This window comes from Desulfomicrobium salsuginis (genome assembly GCF_054657795.1).
On record NZ_BAAHYA010000002.1, the window covers coordinates 167,053 to 186,292 of the forward strand.

The window sequence follows — 19,240 nt, forward strand, 5'->3', positions numbered from 1 at the left end:
TGATGATGGTGGAGTCCGTACGGGTGTGGCGGTTCGGCCGATCAGGCCTGATCGGCGTAATGCGGGCCGCGGCCGGTCCATGGCGGTGCGAGACGGCGCGGTTTCGCGCAAATTGGTGTGTGGTACGGCGCCGAAGGCTGAACGCCGTTGGGGTTACTGGCGCAGGTCGGCGAAGGTCCCGCCTGTCAGCCGCGTTAGGTCGGCCGGGGCGAGCTCGATCTCCAGGCCGCGGCGACCGGCGCTGACGTGCATGGTCGGGAGGGATTGGGCGGAGGCGTCGATGAAGGTGCGCAGGCGCTTCTTCTGGCCCAGTGGGCTGACGCCGCCCAGGACGTAGCCCGTGGTCCGCTCGACCAGGGCCTTGTCGGCCATGGCCGCCTTCTTGGACCCGGCGGCCTTGGCCAGGTTCTTGAGGCCGAGCATGGCTTCCACGGGGATGATTGCCACGACGAGTTCGCCGCCGAGGTCCGCGACCAGGGTCTTGAAGACCCGCGCGGGATCGATGTTCAGCTTTTCCGCGGCTTCCAGTCCGTAGGAGGCGCAGGCCGGGTCGTGCGTGTACTCGTGGACGGTGAAGGCGATTTTCGCTTTCTTGGCGGCGTTGATGGCGGGAGTCATGGCAGTTCGCGTACAGAGCGGCCGGTCAAAAGTCCAGGCCGGTCATGAGCGCCGCGGAGCGCCGGCGAGGGCTCCGCGGCGGTTGGGTCAGACGGCGGCCCGGGCCGCGTCCTGGATGTATTCCTTGAGATCGTCGATGGTCACCACCGGCAGGTCGTGACGCCGCCCGAACTCCCGGATCTGGGGCATGCGGGCCATGGTCCCGTCCTCGTTGGTCAGCTCGCACAGCACGCCGTAGGGCTTGAGGCCCGCCAGGCGCATGAGGTCCACCGTGGCTTCGGTGTGCCCCTCGCGCTCCAGCACTCCGCCCGGTCTGGCCCGCAACGGGAAGATGTGGCCTGGGCGGTTCAGGTCGCCCGGCCGGGCGTCGTCGGCGATGGCGGCCTGGACCGTGCGCAGGCGGTCGGCGGCGGACACGCCCGTGGTCACGCCCTCGGCGGCCTCGATGGAGACGGTGAAGGCCGTCTGGTACCGGCTGGAGTTGTGGCCGACCATGGGGGGCAGGTCCAGGGCCCGGACTTTTTCGTCGGGCAGGCAGAGGCAGACGATGCCGCTGCACTCGCGGATGAGCATGGCCATCTGGGAGGTGGTCAGGGACTCGGCCGCGAAGATGAGGTCGCCCTCGTTTTCGCGGTTCTCGTTGTCCGTGACCAGCACCCCCCGGCCTGCGCGCAGGGCCTGGAGGGCCCGCGCCACGCGGTCGCGGGAGGGGATGCCGTCGATAGTGGGGGAGGTCTGATTCACGTTGCTCTCCTTGGAAATTGGGCGTGAACCAGGGCGCGGCCGGAAAGAACCGCCCGCGCACGCGGACGGCGGCCGTCTTTCTCTTTCATCCGGACTGTAACCGTCGGCTCCGGCTTCTCACCGGATCTGCTGACCTCCCGGACCTCCGGGAGCGCTCGCGGGCTCCCCGCGCACGCGCGGGACACCGCCGGTGGGGACTTCCACCCCGCCCTGAGAAGCGCGCATCATGCGTGCGGACGGTCCCGCTGTCAACGCCCGGAAGCCCTCGGGAGGAAGGTCGAACTCAGGCGTTGCCTCCCGGAAGGGAAGGGGGTAGGGTCCTCGTACATGCTTTCGCCACAAGGTCATGCCTTGTGGCTTTTTTTTCCACACCGCATCTCAAAGGATATGTCATGAGCGAGAATCAGATACAGGCCGGGAGTTCCGTCGAATCACTCTGCAAGAAATGCAAGACCGTCACTGACCACCACGTGGTGGCCATGCTGGGCGACAAGATCGCCAAGGTCGAGTGCAAGGTTTGCCGCGCCCGCCATTCCTACACCTCCCCCAAGGCCGAGGCCAAGGCTCCCGCCGCGTCGCGGGTGCGGAGCGCCGCCACGGGGATCGTCAAGGAAACCCCCCAGGCGGCCGCGCCCAAGGCCGCGAGCCCGCGCAAGACCAGCGCTGCGGCAAGCCGGCAGGCCCAGGCCCAGGCCGAACAGTGGGAGAAGCTGGTGGGGTCGTGCCCCTCGCCCCTGGCCTACAGCATGGACCGCACCTTCCGCACCGGCGACGTCATCGACCATCCCGTTTTCGGGTCCGGCTACGTGCAGAAGTTGATGAAGCCAAACACCATTGAGGTCATGTTCAAGGATGCCGTGCGCAACCTGCGTTGCGGCAAGCTTTCGTAGGTCTTCGCGGAGTTTCCGCAGCCCGGCTCCCCCGGCCGCCAGTCGGTCCGGCCGAACCCGCCCTTGCCCGTTTTCCCATCTTGACGGCGCACGAAAACTGCGCGTAGTGGAAAAATAGTGTCGTGCGTCGTGTGCACGGCGCAGCATCGGCTTCGCTCAGGGAGCCGTTTTTTATGTCCCCAAGAGGAAAGAGAATGCCCAATACGCAGAAGAACGACCGCATCAGAAACATCGCCATCATCGCCCACGTCGACCATGGCAAGACCACCCTGGTGGACGCCATGTTCCGCCAGTCCGGAGTGTTCCGGGACAACCAGTCCGTTGACGATCGCGTCATGGACTCCATGGACCTCGAACGCGAGCGCGGCATCACCATCGCCGCCAAGAACTGCTCCGTGCGCTGGAAGGACGTGAAGATCAACATCGTCGACACTCCCGGCCACGCCGATTTCGGCGGGGAAGTGGAGCGGGCCCTGTCCATGGTCGATGGCGCGGTCCTGCTGGTGGACGCCTCCGAGGGGCCGCTGCCCCAGACCCGCTTCGTGCTGAAGAAGGCCCTGGACGCCAGCCTGCCGATCATCGTCGCGGTCAACAAGATCGACCGCGCCGACGCCCGGCCCCAGGAAGTGTTGGACGAGGTCTACGACCTGTTCATCGACCTCGGCGCCGACGAGGACCAGCTCGAATTTCCGGTGGTCTACGCCATCGGCCGCGACGGCGTGGCCTCCCCGGTTCTGGAGGAGCGCGGCGAGAACCTGCAGTGCCTCTTCGACCTGATCCTGGAACGCATCCCCGGGCCCAGCTTCGATCCGGCAGCGCCCTTCCAGATGCTCGTCTCCGATCTGGGCTACTCCGACTACCTGGGCCGACTGGTCATCGGCAAGATCAAGGCCGGCACCCTGGAGGAGAAGACGGACCTCCTGTGCATGACCGAAGCGAACCAGACCGCCTTCCGGCCTTCCAAGGTTCAGGCCTACGAGGGCTTGCAGCTGGCCGAACAGAAGTCCGTGGCGATGGGTGACATCGTGGTCCTGGCGGGTCTGGACAAGGTTTCCATCGGCGACACCATCTGTCTCAAGGATTCCCCCGTGCGCCTGAAGCGCATCGACGTGGACGAGCCCACGGTGTCCATGCGCTTCACCATTAATACCTCGCCCTTCGCCGGCCGCGAGGGCAAGATCGTGCAGTCCCGCAAGATCAAGGACCGCCTGGAGAAGGAGGCCCTGACCAACGTGGCCATCCAGGTCGAGGAGAGCGAGGACAAGGACTCCATGATCGTCAAGGGCCGCGGCGAGTTCCAGCTGGCCATCATCATCGAGACCATGCGCCGCGAGGGCTTCGAACTGGGCGTGGGCCGGCCCGAGGTCATCTACAAGAAGGACGGCGGCAAGCTCCTGGAGCCCCTGGAGCACGTCTACGTGGACTGTGACGAGGCCTTCATGGGCGTGGTCACGGAGAAGCTGTCCATCCGCCGCGGCAAGCTCCTGAACCTCGTCAACAACGGCAGCGGCCGCGTGCGCATGGAGTTCTCCGTGCCGTCGCGCGCGTTGATCGGCTACCGCGACGAGTTCCTGACCGACACCAAGGGCACGGGCATCATGAACTCCCTGTTCGACGGCTACGGCGAGTACCGCGGGGACTTCCCGACCCGCTTCTCGGGTTCCATCGTCTCGGACCGCCAGGGCCAGGCCGTGCCCTACGCCATCTTCAACCTCGAGCCGCGCGGCCGCATGTTCGTCCAGCCGGGCGACGCGGTCTACGAGGGCATGATCGTCGGCGAGCACAACAGGGACAACGACATCGACGTTAACCCCTGCAAGGAGAAGAAGCTGACCAACCTCCGCGCTTCGGGCAAGGACGAGGCCATCATCCTTACGCCGGTGCTGCCCATGACCCTGGAGAAGGCTTTGAACTTTATCCGCGACGACGAGATGGTCGAGGTCACGCCCCAGAACATCCGCCTGCGCAAGGTCGAGCTCTCGGCCCAGAAACGGCACTCCATGTCCGTGAAAAAGAAGAAGGTCGACGGGAAATAGCCATGAACAAAGTCCATGACGTCATCATAGTCGGCGGCGGCCCCGCCGGCCTGTTCGCCGCCTACCACCTGGCCGAGCATTCCGGCCTGGACGTGCTCCTCATCGAGAAGGGAAAGGCGTCCCTGAAGCGCAACTGCCCCCTGGTGGGCGAGCAGGACTGCATCCACTGCAAGCCCTGCAACATCCTTTCGGGCATGGGCGGGGCCGGGCTCTTCTCCGACGGCAAGCTCAACTTCATCCATAAGCTCGGCAAGACCGACCTGACCCAGTTCATGAGCGTGGGCAAGGCCACGGCGCTCATCGAGGAGACCGAAGCCATCTTCAACCGCTTCGGCATGGACGGCAAGGTCTACCCGACCAACATCGAGGAGGCCAGGTCCATCCGCAAGGAGGCCCGCAAGTTCGGCATCGACCTGCTGGTCATCAAGCAGAAGCACCTCGGCAGCGACAACCTGCCCGGCCACATCACCGGCATGGTCGAGTACATCCAGTCCAAGGGCGTGACCGTGCGCACCAGGGAGGAGGTCCGCGACATCCTGGTCGAGGACGGCCGCGTGCGCGGGGTGGTCACGGACAAGGGCGAGCACTTTGCTGAAAACGTGATCCTGGCCCCGGGCCGGGTGGGCGCCGAGTGGGTCGGCCAGCTCGTGCAGCGCCACGGCCTGGCCGTGACCCAGCGCGGCATCGAGGTCGGCGTGCGCGTCGAGGTCCACAACGAGATCATGCAGGACCTCTGCTCCATCATCTACGACCCGACCTTCTTCATCCGCACCTCCAAGTACGACGACCTGACCCGCACCTTCTGCACCAACTACGGGGGGTTCATCGCCCAGGAGAACTACCAGGACTTCGTGTGCGTCAATGGCCACGCCTACATGGACAAGAAGAGCGAGAACACGAACTTCGCCTTCCTGTCCAAGGTCGTCCTGAACGAGCCTGTGACCGACAACCAGGCCTACGGCGAGTCCATCGGCCGCCTGGCGACCCTCATCGGCGGCGGCAAGCCCATCCTGCAGCGCTTCGGAGACCTGAAGCGCGGCCGGCGCTCCACCTGGAACCGCATTCGCAACAGCTACATCGAGCCGACGCTCAAAAAGGTGGTCTGTGGCGACATCGCCATGGCCCTGCCCGAGCGCATCCTGACCAACCTGGTCGAGGGCCTGGAGAAGCTCAACCTCGTGGTGCCAGGCGTGGCCAACGACGAGACCCTTCTCTACGCCCCGGAGATCAAGTTCTTCGCCACCCAGGTCGACTGCGCCGAGAACCTGGAGACGGCCATCGCTGGGCTCTACGTGGCCGGCGACGGGCCGGGCGTGGCCGGGAACATCGTTTCGGCGGCGGCCACGGGGCTCATCCCCGCCAAGAGCATCCTGGCAGGGAAGTAGCGCTCCCGGCGGTACGGGCTGAAAATGGCGATGACGGGCGTTTCCGACGGCATGACGGGATCGCCCGTTTTTTTTCGATGGCGGAAGACGCCTGCTCCGCGGCCGAAAGGTGCAAACAAGATTTTGCTTTATTTCCGGACAATAAAGAGTGTAGGGTGGTATTGTCTGACAGCCACGTACGCATTCCAGCCGGCCCTGTTGTTCGCCGGATGTGGCATCTCTAGCGCAACACTCGCATTTTGTTGCAAAAATATGCCGCTCGTGTAAATTGATATCCTCGGCGGCTGCGTGTAGGACACAGAAAACTCGGATTTTTTCATCAGGAGAGGCCATGTCCACAATTACCCGTGAAGGAAGCACCGTGACGATCATCCCGGACCGGGACCTCGTGTCCACGATGGTGCCGGATTTCAAGCACGAACTGAGCACCGTGCTCGACGAGTCCCCCCAGGTTCTCCGGCTGGACCTGTCCGGCACGACCATGATGGATTCCATCGGCATCGGCGTGGTCATCGCCACGCACAATTCCATGAAGAAGAAGGGCGGCCGGCTCGTCATCAGCGGGGCTTCGGAAAATATCGTGAAGCTGTTCAAGTCCATGCGCCTTGACCAGCATCTCAATCTCGGCGCGTAGCCGACGGTTCCGCTTCCTCTCCCGGCGTTCAGGCCGCAGGGGGCGGAGGGTTTGTTCGGATGGGTTCTTCGGGCGGACGACGCCTGGGACGTCTGCATGGATGCATGAAGGTTGCCGCGGCGGAAGCCCCAACATGAAATCTACACGGAGTTCGCACGATGATGATGGATGACGAAACTCTACAAATGTACGTGGAAGAAGCCACCGAGCATCTCGGGGACATCGAGAACGATCTCCTGGCCATCGAGCAGTCCGGGGCCGACATCGATGTCGAACTGGTCAACAAGGTCTTCCGCGCAGCTCACTCCATCAAGGGTGGGGCCGGATTTCTGGGGCTGGTCAAGATCAAGGACCTGGGCCACAAGATCGAGAACGTGCTGGACATGGTGCGCAACCGCGAACTCGTGCCCGACCCGGAAGTGGTCAACATCGTCCTGCTGGCCTTCGACAAGCTCCGGGACATGATCGTCAACGTGGCCGAGAGCGAGGACGCATACATCGACGACCATATCGCGGCCCTGACGGCGGCCACCTCGGCCAACCTCAAGGGCGACGAGAAGGCCTCCGTCGACCGCCGGGTGGAGATCAGGGACGGCCGCGGCAGGGTCGTCTTCGAGGTTCCGGAGTTCGACCTGTTGCAGAACCGCAAGGGCGGGAAGAATCTCTACCTGCTGGAGTTCGACCTCATCCATGACGTGCAGCGCAAGGAAAAGACCATTTTCGACATCCTCAAGTGCATGGACTCCACGGGCGTCGTGCTGGACCTGAAGGTCGACTTCGAGGCCGTCGGGACCCTGGAGGACGACGGCTTCTCCAACCGCATTCCGCTTTTCGTCCTTTTCGGCTCCATCATCGAGGACGACATCATGCCGGCCCTGCTGGACCTGTCCAGCGAGTTCATCCTGCCTCTGAAGTTCGAGCCGGCACCGGCGCCCGAGGCCGATTTTGCCCGGGAGTTGCTGGAATCGACTCCGGCGGCGCCTGCAGAGGACAGGACCGACTCCCTGGTTTCCGAGATCTTCAACGGCGTGAACCTGGCCGAGGCCCTCGGCGGGGGCGGGCGCCCCGAAGCGCCGCCGGCACCGAAGGCCGCCCCGGCGTCGCCGCCGGAGCCGAAGCCCGAGCCGAAGCCGGAGCCGCGCCCCGCTCCCGAGGATGACCGCAAGGGCGACGCCAAGGCCTCCAAATCAGCCATCACCCAGCCCGACACCCTGCGCGTGCACGTGAGCCTCCTGGAGGACCTCATGAACCTGGCCGGCGAGCTGGTCCTGAGCCGCAACCAGCTCATGCAGGCCATCTCCTCGGCCGCCCTGCACCAGATCGAAGTGGCCGGACAGCGCATCGATCTGGTCACGTCCGAGCTGCAGGAAACCATCATGCTGACCCGCATGCAGACCGTGGGCAACATCTTCAACAAGTTTCCGCGCGTGGTCCGCGACCTGGCCCGCAACCTGGGCAAGGAGATCGACCTGCAGCTCGAAGGCAACGACGTCGAGTTGGACAAGACCATCATCGAGGGCCTGGGCGACCCCCTGACCCACCTGGTGCGAAACTCCGCGGACCACGGCATCGAGCCGCCGGACGAGCGCGTCCTGGCCGGCAAGCCGGCCATGGGCACCATCGTCCTCAAGGCCTACCACGAGGCCGGGCAGGTTATCATCGAGATCGTTGACGACGGCCGGGGCCTGAACACGGACAAGATCGTGGAAAAGGCCCTCTCACGCGGGCTCATCTCGCCCGACCAGGCCAAGTCCATGTCCGACAAGGACAAGGCCAACCTCATATTCCTGCCGGGCCTGTCCACGGCCGAGCAGGTCACGGACGTGTCGGGCCGAGGCGTGGGCATGGACGTGGTCAAGTCCAACCTCGACCAGCTCGGCGGCCAGGTGGACATCGAGACGGCCCGCGGCAAGGGCACGACCATCCGCATCAAGCTGCCCCTGACCCTGGCCATCATCCCGAGCCTGCTGGTGTCGGTGGGCCAGGAACGCTACGCCATCCCGCAGGTCAACGTGGACGAGCTGCTGCGCATCCCCGTGGACCAGATCACGGAGCGGATCGAGATGGTCGGCGACGCCGAGGTCCTGCTCCTGCGCGGCGAACTCATCCCGATGCTCTATCTTTCCAACGTGCTCGGGCTCGACGGTTCGGCCTGCACCACCTCGTCCATGGTCGGCGAACTCCTGCGCGGCGGGAAGAACGCCAGCCAGATGCAGGAATCGGGTTGCACCATGGCCGACGTGAATCTGGTCGTGGTCTCGGCCGGGCAGTTCCGCTACGGCCTGGTGGTGGACCAGCTCCACGACTCCGTGGAGATCGTGGTCAAGCCGCTGGGGCGGCATTTCAAGGAATGTCAGGGCTATGCCGGTGCGACCATCATGGGCGACGGCCATGTGGCCCTCATCCTCGACGTGGCGGGCCTGGGCCGCCTGGGCGACCTGAGCCTGACGAGCGTGCGCGAGCGCGGCGCCCTGGCCGCCAAGGAAGCCGAGACGGTGAAGACCCAGGACAAGCTGTCCCTCTTTGTCTTTCGCAACACGCCTGAGGAGTACTGCGCCGTGCCGCTCGATCTCGTGGCCCGCGTCGAACTCATCGACGCCGGCGAGATCGAGGAGGTCGGAGGCCGCAGGGTCATCAAGTACCGCGGCGGCACGCTGCCCGTCTTCTCCCTGGATCAGGCCACCACGGTCCAGCACCTCGATCTGACGGGCGAACTCATCGTCATCGTCTTCCTCATGGCCGGCCACGAGATCGGTCTCCTGGCCAAGCCGCCTGTGGACGCCATCGAGACCGAGGTGACCGTCGACACCTTCACCCTGAAGCAGCCCGGCATCAGCGGTTCCGCCGTCATCGGCGAGAACACGACGCTCATCGTCGACATCTACGAACTGATCCAGTCGGTCCAGCCCGATTGGTTCGCCGTGCGCGGCAGCATCGAGGTGGCCGACGACGCCGGGGAGGTGGGCGTGCCGCACCTGCTCCTGGTCGAGGATTCGGACTTCTTCCGCAACCAGGTCCGCAAGTTCATCGAGGACGACGGCTACACCGTGGACACGGCCGAGGACGGGCTGGTGGCCTGGAGCATGCTCGACGCCGAACCGCAGAAGTACGACCTGGTCGTGACGGACATCGAGATGCCCAACATGGACGGTTTCACCCTGGCCCAGACCATCCGCCAGGACAAGCGCTTCTCGCTTACGCCCATCATCGCCCTGACCTCCCTGGCCGGCGACGAGGACGTGGCCCGGGGCAAGGCCGTGGGCATCGACGACTACCAGGTCAAGCTCGACAAGGAGCGGCTCCTGCAGACAATCTACGAATGGCTGAAACGGTACGCTTCCTGATAACGAATTCCCATTGCGCATACGGACCGGAGTTTCGATTTGAAGAACATCAAGCTGAGCTACAAGCTGATCGGAGGGTTCGTCATCACGACGATCATCACCCTTGTCGTGGGTTTCCAGGACAGGGTGGCCCTCAATGCTCTTGAATTGGACCTGAAGCTGCTCGCCGACGAGGAGATGGCGGCAGTGCAGACCGTCCTCGAGATCGAGAACCTGCAGCAACGCATTCGCAGCAACATGAACCTGATGCTTGGCCAGGTCATGACGCCCGGTGAGCGGCAGGACGCCGCAGGCCGGATCGCCGCGCGCCAGGGCGAAGTGCGCGCCTCGCTGGCGAAGCTCAAGGACATTCCCGACCTCGGGGCGGAGATCCAGAAGGCTGACGAAATCCGCGGGACCATAGCTGACCTGGAAAAGGCCCTGGACGCCTGGAGCGCCGCCACGGGCAAAATACTCGCAATTTCCTCGGAGCTGGTGGACATGGACGTGGTCAGGCCGGACGCCCTGGTTGCGGACGTGCAGACCCTGACCGCCTGGCACCACGAACTGATGAACAAGGTTGCGGCCCTGGTCCTCTACGGCAAGGCATTCGAGGGCGGCGAGAGTGGGGATGCCTGCCCCCTGGGGCGCTGGCTGCAGACGTTCTCAACCCGGAACAAGGACGTGTCGGGGCTCATCGACCGGCTCAAGCCGGTGCATGACGAACTGCACAAATCCGTGGCGCAGATCAAGGAGTACGCCTCGTACGGCGACCTCCTCGAAGCCAGGAGGGAATACGACAGCCGGACCATTCCGAGGGCCCAGGAGCTCTTTGCCGTCTTTTCCGAATTGCTGAACGTTTCGGCCCGGGCCCAGAGCAACTTCCATGAGATGGAGAGGCTTTTCGAGAACGAGGAGGTTCAGGCCCGCGACGGCGTGCAGAAACACCTCGACGAGCTGATGTCCCTCGCAAAAACCAGCGCGGGCTCGCACGTGACTTCGGCCGAGGCGAACGCCGACGCGGTCAAGCTGCTTTCCCTGCTGATGGTCTGCGTCGGCGCGGCCCTTGGCCTGGGCATCGGCGTCATTCTGACCCGGTCCATCACCGGCCCCCTGTTCAAGGGCGTGGCCCTGGCCCGGGCCATGGCCGATGGCGACCTGACCCGGACCATGGACGTCAGGCAGAAGGACGAGATCGGCGTCCTGGCCGAGGCCCTGAACGAGATGGTTCAGCGTCTGCGGGCCATGCTGGGGGAGGTGTCCCAGGAGGTCACGTCCCTGTCCATGGCGTCGTCCTCCCTGTCCGGCGTATCCGACCAGATGGCGGGCGGGGCCACGCACACGGTGCAGCGCGCCCAGCAGGTGGCTGCGGCGGCCGAGGAGATGAGCGTCAACCAGAACTCCGTGGCCGCGGCCATGGGGCAGGCCGCGGCCAACGTCAACACCGTGGCGGCCGCCGCGGAGGAGATGAGCGCGACCATCGGCGAGATCGCCTCCAACTCGGCCAAGGCCAAGAGCATCACCGACCAGGCCGTGGTCCGCGCGGGCCAGGCCTCGGCCAAGGTGCAGGACCTGGGATCCGCGGCCCGCGAGATCGGGAAGGTCACCGAAACCATCACGGCCATTTCGTCCCAGACAAATCTTCTGGCCCTCAACGCGACCATCGAGGCGGCCAGGGCGGGCGAGGCCGGCCGGGGCTTCGCCGTGGTCGCCAACGAGATCAAGGAACTGGCGCAGCAGACGGCCCAGGCCACGGAGGAGATCCGGGAAAGGATTCTGGCCATCCAGGACGCCACGGGCAACACGGTCACGGAAATCGACGGCATTTCCTCAGTCATCGCCGACGTCGACCACATCGTGGCCACCATCGCCGCGGCGGTGGAGGAGCAGAGTTCCACGACCCGCGAGATCGCGGCCAACGTCGGGCAGGCCTCCCAGGGCATCGCCGAGGTCAACGCCAACGTGTCCCAGAGTTCCGTCGTGGCCGGAGAGATCGCCACGGACATCTCCGACGTTTCCGGCCAGGCCGACGACCTTCTGGCCTCAAGCGAGCAGGTCAGGAAAAGCGCCACCGGCCTGTCCGCCACGGCGGCGAAACTGCATAACCTTGTGTCCCGCTTCACCCTGAACGCCTAGGGCGTTCCAAAGGAGAATCGCATGAAACAGCAGGCCGAAAAGACGGGTCCCCTGCAGCTGTCCTGCTTCTACGTGGGCTCGGCCCTGTGCGGGATCGACATCAATCTCATCCAGGAAATGAACCGGCAGATGGAGATGACCAAGGTGCCCCAGGCGCCGTCCTATGTGCTCGGGATCATGAACCTGCGCGGCCGCATCGTGACCATCATCGACCTCGGCCGCAAGCTGGGCCTGGCGCCGTCGAAGATGACCGAAACCAGCCGCATCATCATCGTCAATTCCCGCGACGAGAACATCGGCCTGCTGGTGGACCGCATCACCGACGTGGTCACCGACAAGTGGGAGCATGTGGAGCCGACCCCCTCGAACATCAAGGGGCTCAAGGGCCGCTACTTCCAGGGCGTGCTCAAGACGGCCAGGGACCTCGTGGCGGTTTTGGATGTCGGAGAAGTGCTGGCCGACGATCAGGGCTGACATCTTTAAGGAGTATGGATGAATCTTCGTGTTCTGGTCGTCGATGACACGATCATGTACCGCAAGGTGGTGGGGGACATCCTGGCCGAGATGCCGGGAGTGGAGGTCGTGGGCACGGCCAACAACGGACGGATCGCCCTGACCCGCATTGCGTCCCTCAAGCCCGACCTCATCACTCTCGACGTGGAGATGCCGGTCATGGACGGCCTGGAGACCCTGCAGGAGATCCAGAAGAACCACCCGGACGTGGGCGCGATCATGCTCTCGTCCTGGACCAAGCGGGGCAGCGACATCACCATGAAGGCCCTGGAGCTGGGCGCCTTCGATTTCATCCCCAAGCCCGACGCCGAGGCCATGCAGGCCAACGTGCAACTGCTCAAAGGAGCGCTGCTGCCGCGCATCAAGGCCTTCGCCAAACGACTGGAACTGAAGCTCCTGCTCAAGCAGACGGTCCGGCCCTCGGGCGCCGCGTCGCCCGCCGCGCCGAAGCCCGTCGTGACCACGGCCGCGCCGTCCAGGCGCACGGGCAAGTCCAAGGCCGTGGCCATCGGCATCTCCACCGGCGGCCCCAACGCCCTGACCAAGATGCTGCCGCAGCTGCCAAGGCTCGGCGTGCCCATCTTCGTCGTCCAGCACATGCCGCCGGTCTTCACCAAGTCCCTGGCCGAGAGCCTGGACGCCAAGTGCCAGTACGAGGTGCGGGAGGCCGAGCACAACGAGACCGTCCGCCCCGACGTGATCTACATCGCCCCGGGCGGGAAGCACATGCGCGTGGCGGCGGGGCAGGGCGGGACCAAGGTCATCCAGATCACCGACGACCCGCCCGAGAACAACTGCAAGCCGGCCGTGGACTACATGTTCCGCTCCGTGGCCCGCGAGTACGGCGCCCTGTCCACGGGCGTGATCATGACCGGCATGGGCGGCGACGGGACGCTTGGCCTTCGGGTGCTGAAGAGCTTCGGCGCCGTGACCATCGGCCAGGACGAGGAGTCCTGCGTGGTCTACGGCATGCCCAAGATGGCGGCGGAAGCCGGGGTCGTGGACGTGGTCGCCCCCCTGCAGTCCATCGCCTCCGAGATCGTGCGCACCGTGCGCTAGAAGCGTGCATTTCAACCATGGCGGCAACATGAGTTCCATCACCGCAGAAGAATTCGGCCTGTTGGCCAAGTACATCCACTCCATCTGCGGCGTGGCCCTGGACTCGACCAAGACATACCTGATCGAGACGCGGCTCAAGTCCATGATGCAGCAGTACGCCTGCGCCTCCTTCATGGACCTCTACAACAAGGTGAAGGCCGACCGCAGCGGGAACATGGAGAAGGAGGTCGTCAACGCCATCACGACCAACGAGACCCTCTTCTTCCGCGACGCTTCGCCCTTCGAGCTGTTCAAACACAAGATCCTGCCCGACCTCATCGACGTCCGCTCCAAGGCCAACCCCGGCCGCCCCGTGCCCATCCGCATCTGGAGCGCGGCCTGCTCCACCGGACAGGAGGTTTACAGCATCGCCATCGCCCTGCGCGAGGCCCTGGGCAACCTGAACAACTTCCAGATCTCCATCCTCGGCACGGACATCTCCGACGAGGCCGTGACCCGCGCCAGCTACGGCAAGTACAACAAGTTCGAGATCGAGCGCGGCCTCCCGGCCCAGACCCTGAACCGCTATTTCACCCTCATGGGCGACGGCTGGAAGATCAAGGACGAGATCCGGGCCATGGCCGTGTTCAAGAAATTCAACCTGATGAAGCCCTTCACGGGCCTTGGCCGCTTCGACGTGGTCTTCTGCCGCAACGTGGCCATCTATTTCACGCCTATGGACAAGAAGCTGGTCTTCGAGAAGATCGCCGGGGTGCTGGAGCCCGACGGCTCCCTCGTCATCGGATCGACGGAGTCCCTGACGGGAGTGACCGAGGCTTTCGAGGCGAGACGCTACATGCGCGCCATCTTCTACCAGCCGGCCGGAGCCCCGGCGGGCAGGTTCATCGCGGGCGCCCAGCCGCCATCCCCGACCTTCGTGCCGCGTCCGGTTCCCACAACTCTTCCTGCGCCTCCCGCGGTTCCGGCCCGTCCCATGGGGCCGCCCAGGGCCGCGACAGTGGCGGCCCCCGTGGCCCCGCGGCCCGCGCCGACTCCCCCGACGCCGGCCATGGCGCCGCGCCCAGAACCGCCGCGTCCGCCTGCGCCCGCGGCGCATGTGGCGGTCGCGTCCGCGGCCATGACCGCGGAGACGTTTCTGGAACCCGAAACCGGGACCCTGGCGGAATCCGCCCCGGCCGCCCCGCGCCGCGCGCCGGTCCGCACCCAGCCCGTCCAGGTCTACCGGGCTGGGGACAAGTCCGACCTCAAACGTCTGCTCATGCAGAAAAAGCAGAAGGCCTCGTCCTAGGATTCCTGCGCGTCCATGCCCATCCTCTGGTCCCCCGAGATTCCCTGCGTGACGGAAGCGTTTTCCGCACGGCATCCTGATGCGCCCCAACTCCTCAGTCAGGGTGAGATTTCTTCGTCGCCGCCGGACGAACGATTCTGGCTCTGCGGGCCGTGCTCATCCGTGCTCGACGTGGCCATGCATCTGGCCCGCCGCGGCGAACTGGACGTCTGGGACTCGGTCCTGGCCTCGCGCCAGTGGTCGGGCCGCGGCCAGCTGCGCCGCAACTGGGTCTCGGAGCCGGGCAACCTCTTCGCGGCCTGGCGCCTGCCCGCCTCCCCGGAGCCGTGGCAGAACATGGTTTCCGTCCTCACGGGCTGGGTCCTGTGTCTGGGCCTGGCCGAACTCGGGGTGCCCGTGCTGCTCAAATGGCCGAACGATATTCTGCTGCACGGCCGCAAGGTCGGCGGCATCCTCATCGAGGAGCGGGGCGACGTGTTGCTGGCCGGGATCGGCCTCAATCTCGCCACGTGCCCGGACGACGGGGCCATGCGGCGCGACCGGGCCTGCGAGGCCGCCGTCCTGGGGAGCCTGACGGCGGGGATGTCCATTTTTGGGCTGTGGTTACGTCTTGTGAATTTTGGACGGGTTCGGTACAGTCGTGAACTTTCTGATTCGACTCCTCTGGAGTTTTCCCAGTCAGTTGAGAGGGTTCTGGCCTATCTCGGGGCCGTGGTGCACGTGTCCGACAATCGATCATCGGTTTGCGGCGTGTTCACGGGAGTGAGCCCGGATGGGGGCATTGTCCTCGACTCGCAGGAAGGGCGGCGGACGCTGCATTCTGGTTCGCTGCGGCCGCAGGAGTGATCAAAAAAAGCAAATTCCATGTGCACGGAGAAAGATATGTCTTTGCATCCCCGCAGTTTTGAAGCGATTGCCCGGGAGATCCGGGGCAAGAAGATCCTTGTGGCCAACCGCGGCATTCCGGCCCGGCGCATCGTCCGTTCCATCAAGGAAGTGTTCCAGGCCGTACCCATGATCACGGCCACGGACGTGGACAAGACCGCGCCCTTCACCGCCGGCGCCCAGGAGCTTCTGCATCTCGGGGAGAACCCGAGGGCCTATCTGGACATCGACAAGATCATCGCCATGGCCAAGGCCAGGGGCGTTGCGGCCATCCACCCCGGCTGGGGCTTCGCCTCCGAGGACGACTCCTTTCCGTCCAAGTGCGCCGAGGCGGGTGTCCTCTTCATCGGACCCACGTCCGAGGCCATGCGTCTGCTGGGCAACAAGGTGCAGGTCCGCACCCTGGCCCAGAAGCTGGGCATCCCGGTCGTGCCGGGCTCCGAAGGAGCCGTGTCCGTGGAGGAGGCCAAGAAGGTCGCCGGGCAGATCGGGCTGCCTGTCATGCTCAAGGCCGAGGGCGGCGGCGGCGGACGCGGCATCTACGAAGTCTTCAGCGAGGACCAGCTGGCCGACGCCTTCGTCAAGGCCTCGACCCTGGCCCAGGCGTCCTTCGGCAACCCGCGCCTCTATGTCGAGCGGTTGCTGACCTCCGTGCGCCACATCGAGATCCAGGTCATCGCCGACAAGTACGGCAACGTCTTCGCCTTCGACGAGCGCGACTGCACGGTGCAGCGCAACCACCAGAAGCTCGTCGAGATCACGCCTTCCCCGTGGACGGGCATGACCCAGGATCTGCGCGACCAGCTCAAGGCCTACTCGCGCCAGCTGGTGCAGGCCGTGGGCTACCACTCCCTGTGCACGGTGGAGTTCCTGGTGGACGCCAAGGGCGAGGCCTACCTCATCGAGGTCAACACCCGCCTGCAGGTCGAGCACGGCATCACCGAGTGCCGCTACGGCATCGACCTGGTCGAGGAACAGATCGCCGTGGCCTTCGGGGCCGAGCTGCGCCTGACCGACGAGAACTGCACCCCGAAAAGCCACGCCATCCAGGTTCGCGTGAACTGCGAGGACCCGCAGAACAATTTTTCGCCCAATGCAGGCCGCATCACGCGCTACATGTCGCCGGGCGGACCCGGCGTGCGCGTGGACTCCTGCGTGTGCGGCGGCTACGAGTTCCCGGCCCAGTACGACTCGGCCGCGTCCCTCCTGATCGCCTACGGCCCGCAGTGGAACAAGGTCCTGGGCATCATGGAGCGGGCCCTGGGCGAATACATCATCGGCGGCATCAAGACGACCATCCCGTTCCACCGCCAGATCATCGCCCACCCGCGCTTCCGCAGCGGCGACTACGACACCAAGTTCGTGGCCAGCGCGCCCGAACTCATGGTCTATCTGGACAAGGAGTCCGAGGCTGTGCGCCTGTCGCGGCTGGTGGCCGAGATCTCGGCCCACGGGTACAACCCGCACGTCAAGCTCGGCGAGTACCGCACGCGCGAGGGCAAGCGCATGGACCCCTTCAAGCCGTCCCTGCCGGCCATTGAGCCCGAATACTATGAGTACCCGTACCCGCGCGGCGACCGCGACGCGATACTGTCGTACATCCGCGATTCCGACCATGTGCACTTCACGGACACGACGACGCGCGACATCACGCAGTCCAACTCCGGCAACCGCTTCCGTCTGGCCGAGGACCGCATCATCGGGCCCTACCTCGACAACTGCGGGTTCTTCTCCCTGGAGAACGGCGGCGGCGCGCATTTCCACGTGGCCATGCTCGCGAACATGACCTACCCCTTCTCCGAGGCTCGCGAGTGGAACGAGTTCGCGCCCAAGACCCTGAAGCAGCTCCTCATCCGCTCGACCAACGTGCTGGGTTACAAGCCGGTGCCGCGCAACATCATGCGCCGCACGGGCGAGATGATCTGCGAGCACTACGACGTGGTGCGCTGCTTCGATTTTCTCAATCACATCGAGAACATGCGACCCTTCGCCGAAGTGGCGCTCAATTCCAAGGCCAATATCTGGGAACCGGCCATCTCCCTGTCCTGGGCCAAGGGCTTCGACGTTCCGCACTACCTGGGCGTGGTGCAGGAGATCGTCGACATGAACGCCCAGGTTCTGGGCTGCTCCAAGAAGCAGGTGGAGAAGAAGTTCATCCTGGGCCTCAAGGACATGGCCGGCGTGTGCCCGCCCATCTTCATGACCGAACTGGTCACGGCCATCCGCAAGGCCTACCCCGACCTGCTCGTCCACTACCATCGCCACTACACCGACGGTCTGTTCGTGCCGGCGGTGGCGGCGGCGGCCAAGGCCGGGGCGCACATCGTGGACACGGCCATAGGCGCGTCCGTGCGCTGGTACGGCCAGGGCGAGGTGCTGTCCACGGCGGCCTACATCGAGGAACTGGGACTGAAGACCAACCTGAACAAGGAAATGATCCGCACCACGGGCTTCGTGCTCAAGCAGATCATGCCCTACTACGACCGCTATACGGCCCCGCACTTCCAGGGCATCGACTACGACGTCATCGAGCACGGCATGCCCGGCGGCGCGACGTCGTCCTCGCAGGAAGGGGCCATGAAGCAGGGCTACATCCACCTGCTGCCGTACATGCTCAAGTTCCTGGCCGGCATCCGCAAGATCGTGCGCTACCACGACGTGACGCCGGGTTCGCAGATCACATGGAACACGGCCTTCCTGGCCGTGACCGGCGCCTACAAGCGCGGCGGACGCAGGGGGCTGCGCAAGCTCCTGTCCGTCCTGGACCAGGTCGTGACCATGCCCGAGGAGAGCCTGCCCGAGGATATCCGGGCCGAGCGCCTGAAGATCTACCAGGATGCCAACGACGCCTTCCGCGACCTGCTCCTGGGCAAGTTCGGCCGCCTGCCCCTGGGTTTCCCGCCGGACTGGGTCTACGAATCGGCCTTCGGCTCCGATTGGCAGGAAGCCATCGAGCGGCGCACCGAATGCTCCCCGCTGTCCACCCTGCTGGATGTCGATGTCGCCAAGGAGCAGCAGAGCCTGGCCGAGCACATCGGCCGCATGCCCACGGAAGAGGAACTGCTCATGTACCTGAGCCAGCCCGGCGACGCCCTGAACACCATCAAGTTCGTGGCCCGCTACGGGGACTGCAACCGGGTGCCCCTCAATGTCTGGTTCGAAGGCGTCCGCGCCGGCGAGGAGTTCATGTTCAAGGACTCCAGCGGCAAGCACCACGTCATGGCCATGCAGCACGTCTCCAGGCCCGATGATCACGGCATGAGCCTGGTCTCCTACACTCTCGACTCGGAATCCTTCAGCCAGCAGGTCAAGGTGGCCGAGGCGGTGGGGCAGGCCGAGACGGGTCTGGAGATGGCCGACCCGCGCGACCCGTACCAGGTGGGATCGCCGTCCAGCGGCGACCTCTGGGTGGTGCATGTCAAGCCCGGCGACATGGTCAAAAAGGGCGAGGAACTCTTCAACATCTCCATCATGAAGCAGGAGAAGTCCGTGCTGGCGCCGGTGGACGGCATGGTCGAGCGGGTGCTCAAGTTCGCCGACTACCAGGAAGACAAGAAGATGGTCCCGGTCAAGGAAGGGGAACTGCTGGTCAAGCTCGTGCCCGCCCCCCGCAAGTGCCCGACCTGCTCCGCGCCGGTCACCAGGGACGACTTCAAGTTCTGTCCGGGGTGTGGACAAAAGGTGTAAGACAGGCCTTCGGGCCTGTCCTTTTGCTGTCAAGAACTTTTG

The 19,240-nt window shown here is 65.0% G+C and carries 13 protein-coding genes and 1 riboswitch; of the genes, 11 read left to right on the forward strand and 2 right to left on the reverse strand.

All coding sequences use genetic code 11. The features are described 5' to 3' along the window. Window positions 1-153: 153 nt before the first annotated feature. Together ybaK and ribB are read right to left on the reverse strand one after the other, a co-directional pair. Window positions 154-618, reverse strand: coding sequence for a Cys-tRNA(Pro) deacylase (gene ybaK, locus ACYQ3G_RS08040; RefSeq protein ID WP_459824571.1), 465 nt, complete (start codon window positions 616-618; stop codon window positions 154-156). Window positions 619-705: 87 nt separating this feature from the next. Continuing rightward, entirely contained in the window at window positions 706-1,362 is a 657-nt protein-coding gene (gene ribB, locus ACYQ3G_RS08045) for a 3,4-dihydroxy-2-butanone-4-phosphate synthase (protein ID WP_459824574.1), read from the reverse strand. A gap of 73 nt (window positions 1,363-1,435) precedes the next feature. Further along, window positions 1,436-1,584: riboswitch (FMN riboswitch) on the reverse strand. Between the two features lie 170 nt (window positions 1,585-1,754). Here ribB and ACYQ3G_RS08050 point away from each other — a divergent pair. The 11 genes from ACYQ3G_RS08050 to ACYQ3G_RS08100 all read left to right on the forward strand — a co-directional run bounded on the left by ACYQ3G_RS08050 (window position 1,755) and on the right by ACYQ3G_RS08100 (window position 19,198). Continuing rightward, window positions 1,755-2,252: a hypothetical protein gene (locus ACYQ3G_RS08050; protein WP_028577371.1), complete on the forward strand. Its 498-nt coding sequence runs from the start codon at window positions 1,755-1,757 to the stop codon at window positions 2,250-2,252. Between the two features lie 194 nt (window positions 2,253-2,446). Then, a complete protein-coding gene (gene typA / locus ACYQ3G_RS08055; RefSeq protein ID WP_459824577.1) occupies window positions 2,447-4,288 on the forward strand; it encodes a translational GTPase TypA in 1,842 nt (613 codons plus the stop codon). Window positions 4,289-4,290: 2 nt separating this feature from the next. Then, window positions 4,291-5,673, forward strand: coding sequence for an NAD(P)/FAD-dependent oxidoreductase (locus ACYQ3G_RS08060; protein WP_459824579.1), 1,383 nt, complete (start codon window positions 4,291-4,293; stop codon window positions 5,671-5,673). Window positions 5,674-6,004: 331 nt separating this feature from the next. Beyond that, window positions 6,005-6,307 carry an STAS domain-containing protein gene (locus ACYQ3G_RS08065; protein ID WP_028577368.1) on the forward strand — a complete coding sequence of 101 codons (303 nt, stop codon included), beginning with the start codon at window positions 6,005-6,007 and terminating at the stop codon, window positions 6,305-6,307. Between the two features lie 185 nt (window positions 6,308-6,492). Further along, window positions 6,493-9,651, forward strand: coding sequence for a hybrid sensor histidine kinase/response regulator (locus ACYQ3G_RS08070; protein ID WP_459824583.1), 3,159 nt, complete (start codon window positions 6,493-6,495; stop codon window positions 9,649-9,651). A 39-nt stretch (window positions 9,652-9,690) separates the two neighbouring features. Continuing rightward, window positions 9,691-11,766 (forward strand): methyl-accepting chemotaxis protein, encoded by a 2,076-nt coding sequence (locus tag ACYQ3G_RS08075; RefSeq protein WP_459824586.1) that lies wholly within the window; start codon window positions 9,691-9,693, stop codon window positions 11,764-11,766. Window positions 11,767-11,787: 21 nt separating this feature from the next. Next, window positions 11,788-12,240 carry a chemotaxis protein CheW gene (locus tag ACYQ3G_RS08080; protein WP_028577366.1) on the forward strand — a complete coding sequence of 151 codons (453 nt, stop codon included), beginning with the start codon at window positions 11,788-11,790 and terminating at the stop codon, window positions 12,238-12,240. Between the two features lie 18 nt (window positions 12,241-12,258). Then, window positions 12,259-13,338 carry a protein-glutamate methylesterase/protein-glutamine glutaminase gene (locus tag ACYQ3G_RS08085; protein ID WP_459824590.1) on the forward strand — a complete coding sequence of 360 codons (1,080 nt, stop codon included), beginning with the start codon at window positions 12,259-12,261 and terminating at the stop codon, window positions 13,336-13,338. Window positions 13,339-13,366: 28 nt separating this feature from the next. Further along, the gene (locus ACYQ3G_RS08090) at window positions 13,367-14,626 is read left to right on the forward strand and encodes a CheR family methyltransferase (RefSeq protein WP_459824593.1); all 1,260 of its coding nucleotides are present in this window, start codon (window positions 13,367-13,369) and stop codon (window positions 14,624-14,626) included. A 15-nt stretch (window positions 14,627-14,641) separates the two neighbouring features. Continuing rightward, the gene (locus tag ACYQ3G_RS08095) at window positions 14,642-15,472 is read left to right on the forward strand and encodes a biotin--[acetyl-CoA-carboxylase] ligase (RefSeq protein ID WP_459824596.1); all 831 of its coding nucleotides are present in this window, start codon (window positions 14,642-14,644) and stop codon (window positions 15,470-15,472) included. A 36-nt stretch (window positions 15,473-15,508) separates the two neighbouring features. Next, complete coding sequence (locus tag ACYQ3G_RS08100; protein ID WP_459824599.1) at window positions 15,509-19,198, forward strand: pyruvate carboxylase; 3,690 nt, start codon at window positions 15,509-15,511, stop codon at window positions 19,196-19,198. The last annotated feature ends 42 nt before the right edge of the window (window positions 19,199-19,240 follow it).

What these genes read in the sequence shown, in the direction of transcription:
- typA (WP_459824577.1), top strand. Translation starts at nt 2,447, where the DNA reads ATGCCCAATACGCAGAAGAACGACCGCATCAGAAACATCGCCATCATC.
- ACYQ3G_RS08050 (WP_028577371.1), top strand. Translation starts at nt 1,755, where the DNA reads ATGAGCGAGAATCAGATACAGGCCGGGAGTTCCGTCGAATCACTCTGC.
- ACYQ3G_RS08100 (WP_459824599.1), top strand. Translation starts at nt 15,509, where the DNA reads ATGTCTTTGCATCCCCGCAGTTTTGAAGCGATTGCCCGGGAGATCCGG.
- ACYQ3G_RS08065 (WP_028577368.1), top strand. Translation starts at nt 6,005, where the DNA reads ATGTCCACAATTACCCGTGAAGGAAGCACCGTGACGATCATCCCGGAC.
- ACYQ3G_RS08080 (WP_028577366.1), top strand. Translation starts at nt 11,788, where the DNA reads ATGAAACAGCAGGCCGAAAAGACGGGTCCCCTGCAGCTGTCCTGCTTC.
- ACYQ3G_RS08085 (WP_459824590.1), top strand. Translation starts at nt 12,259, where the DNA reads ATGAATCTTCGTGTTCTGGTCGTCGATGACACGATCATGTACCGCAAG.
- ACYQ3G_RS08090 (WP_459824593.1), top strand. Translation starts at nt 13,367, where the DNA reads ATGAGTTCCATCACCGCAGAAGAATTCGGCCTGTTGGCCAAGTACATC.
- ybaK (WP_459824571.1), bottom strand. Translation starts at nt 618, where the DNA reads ATGACTCCCGCCATCAACGCCGCCAAGAAAGCGAAAATCGCCTTCACC.
- ACYQ3G_RS08060 (WP_459824579.1), top strand. Translation starts at nt 4,291, where the DNA reads ATGAACAAAGTCCATGACGTCATCATAGTCGGCGGCGGCCCCGCCGGC.
- ACYQ3G_RS08095 (WP_459824596.1), top strand. Translation starts at nt 14,642, where the DNA reads ATGCCCATCCTCTGGTCCCCCGAGATTCCCTGCGTGACGGAAGCGTTT.
- ACYQ3G_RS08070 (WP_459824583.1), top strand. Translation starts at nt 6,493, where the DNA reads ATGTACGTGGAAGAAGCCACCGAGCATCTCGGGGACATCGAGAACGAT.